At 76.4% G+C, this 2386-nt stretch carries 2 protein-coding genes and 1 pseudogene; 1 reads left to right on the top strand and 2 read right to left on the bottom strand.

Going from position 1 to position 2386, the window contains the following annotated elements; all coding sequences use genetic code 11:
• Nucleotides 1-146: 146 nt before the first annotated feature.
• The gene (locus CCN29_RS32730; protein ID WP_086686139.1) at nucleotides 147-827 is read left to right on the top strand and encodes a serine hydrolase; all 681 of its coding nucleotides are present in this window, start codon (nucleotides 147-149) and stop codon (nucleotides 825-827) included.
• Here CCN29_RS32730 and mycP read toward each other — a convergent pair.
• Together mycP and CCN29_RS32720 are read right to left on the bottom strand one after the other, a co-directional pair.
• The gene (mycP, locus tag CCN29_RS32725; protein ID WP_086686137.1) at nucleotides 824-1990 is read right to left on the bottom strand and encodes a type VII secretion-associated serine protease mycosin; all 1167 of its coding nucleotides are present in this window, start codon (nucleotides 1988-1990) and stop codon (nucleotides 824-826) included. The genes CCN29_RS32730 and mycP overlap by 4 nt on opposite strands.
• Nucleotides 1987-2386, bottom strand: a pseudogene (locus CCN29_RS32720) (hypothetical protein); the annotation flags it as partial. The gene mycP and the pseudogene CCN29_RS32720, both read right to left, overlap by 4 nt.

Genomic DNA, 2386 nt, shown 5'->3' with positions numbered 1-2386 from the left:
CTTCCGTGACGACGACGGCTCGGCCGGCCCCCGGCCGAGCCGTCGTCGTCACGGAAGGGGGAGTCGGGAATGTTCTTGTTCGCCACGGTCACCGACCTTAGCGGCCGTGGGCCGGACGCCCGGACGCGGGCGGGGAGGAGCGCGGGGTGACGGACGGGCCGAGGGTGTCGGCGGCGGCGCTGGACCTGGCGAGCGGGGAGACGTACGCCTCGGGCGAGGGGGTGTTCGTCACGGCGAGCGTGGTGAAGGTGGACATCCTGACCGCGCTGCTGTCGGCCGCGCGGGACGCCGGCCGCGACCTCACCGCCGCCGAGCGGGCGCACGCGGAGGCGATGATCGTACGCAGCGACAACGACGCGGCGACGGCGCTGTGGCGGGTCGTCGGGCGGGCGCCGGGACTGGACGCGGCGAACGCCCGGCTCGGCCTCACCCGCACCGTGGCGGACGCCCGCTGGGGGCTGACCCGCACCACGGCCGTGGACCGGGTGACGCTGCTGCGGCGGATCTTCACGCCGGACTCCGTGGCAGGGAACGCGCGGGCGTACGTGCGGGAGCTGATGGAACGGGTCGTGCCGGAACAGGCGTGGGGTGTGCCGACGCTGGCCGACCCGGGCACGCGGTGGGCCGTGAAGAACGGCTGGCTGCCGCGGGACGCGACCGGTCTGTGGGTGGTGAACAGCACGGGGTGTGTGACGGCGGGCGGGCGCGTGCACGCGGTGGCGGTGCTGTCGGACGGCCATGCGTCGATGGCGGACGGGGTGGCGAGGGTGGAGGAGGCGGCGCGGAAGGCGGTGGAGGTGCCGGCGCGGCGCGCGCCGCGTCGTTAGAAGGTCTCGTCCTCGTGGCGGCGGCCCCGCCACAGGACGACCGCGGCGACCAGGAGGACGCCGCCGGCGCCGCCGGCCAGGGGGGCCGCCCAGTCGGCGGTGTCGTCGCCGGGGGCGTCGGCGGCCGGACCCGGGCCGAAGTACTCGTCGCCGTACGCCGCCGCCTTGAGGCCCTCCGGCTTCAGGCGGTCGGCGGCCTCGATCGCGGCGGCCGGGTCGATGAACCCGTACCCGCGCGAGTCGTCGCGTCCGGAGGCGGGCGCGTTGCGGGCGGTGTCCTCCAGGAGGCGCTTGATCTGGGCCGGGGTCAGGTCCGGGTGGGCGGCCTTCAGCAGGGCGACCGCGCCGGAGACGAACGCGGAGGCGGCGCTGGTGCCCCAGCCCTCGTAGTACTTGTGGTCGGGGTCGGCGATGATCACGTCGACGCCGGGGGCGCTGACCGTCGCGTACCAGCGGCGGGTGGAGAAGGGGGCGCGGGTGCCGTAGCGGTCGACGGCGGTGGCGGCGATGACGCCCGGGTAGGCCGCCGGGTAGGAGATCCGGTCGCCCTTCTCGCCGCCGTTCCCGGCGGAGGCGACGACGACCACGCCCTTGCGCAGGGCGTACTGGATCGCCTCGTCCTCGCCCGGCTCCGGGTGCGCGGACGCGGAGTCGTCGCCGAGGGAGAGGTTGATGACGTCGGCGCCGTGGTCGGCGGCCCAGCGGATGCCTTCGGCGAGGGCGTTGCCGCGGGTGCTGCGGGCCTTGGCGCGGGCCGGGTCCTTGTCCTCGAGGATGACGCGGACGGGGAGGATCTTCGCCTCGGGGGCGACGCCCAGGACGCCGTCGCCGTCGCCCGGACCGTGCCCGTGACCGGCGATGATGCCGGCCATGGCGGTGCCGTGGCGGGCCCACGCCTCGTCGCCCTCGCGTGCGCCGAAGCCGACGAGGTCCTTGCCCTCCAGGACGTTGCCGTCGAGGTCGGGGTGGTCGGCCTCGACGCCGGTGTCCAGGACGGCGACGGTGACGCCCGCGCCGCGCGTGGTGGGCCAGATCCGATCGGTGTGCAGGGCGTCGAGGGCCCACTGCCGGTCGCGGATGGCGTCGGCGTGCGCGGTGGTCGCGGGGACCAGCACGAGGGCCGCGGCGAGCAGGCCGCCGAGCGCGGCGGGGCGCTTCCTCATGACGGACGCTCCGTGGGGGTGCCGGCCCGCTGGCGCAGGGCGCGTTCGAAGCGGTCGGCGAGACCGCGGGCCTCATGGCCCAGGCCCGCCTGGGCGGGGGCGGTGGTGGCTCCGGACCGCATGGCGTCCTCGGCGGGCTGCGGCTCGTCGACGGCGCGGCCGTCGGCCCAGCCGGAGACGGCGTAGACGACGACGGGGGCGTCGGTGAGCACGGAGATCGCCCAGGAGGCCCGCTGCTCGGGGCCGAATCCCTCGGACGCCGTGCCCTTCGCCCCGTACGGGAGCGGCATCAGGTCGCTGCGGCGGTCCAGGCGTTCCCGGTCGAAGCGGCGCGCGAGGGCCTCCATGCCGGCCGCGTCGGCCTCGGTGAACAGCAGGCCGACGGTGGTGACATGG

It is taken from the genome of Streptomyces pseudogriseolus, from assembly GCA_002154585.1.
GTDB lineage: Bacteria > Actinomycetota > Actinomycetes > Streptomycetales > Streptomycetaceae > Streptomyces > Streptomyces pseudogriseolus.
This window is presented reverse-complemented; position numbering and strand designations above follow the sequence as displayed.

What these genes read in the sequence shown, in the direction of transcription:
- mycP (WP_086686137.1), bottom strand. Translation starts at nt 1,990, where the DNA reads ATGAGGAAGCGCCCCGCCGCGCTCGGCGGCCTGCTCGCCGCGGCCCTC.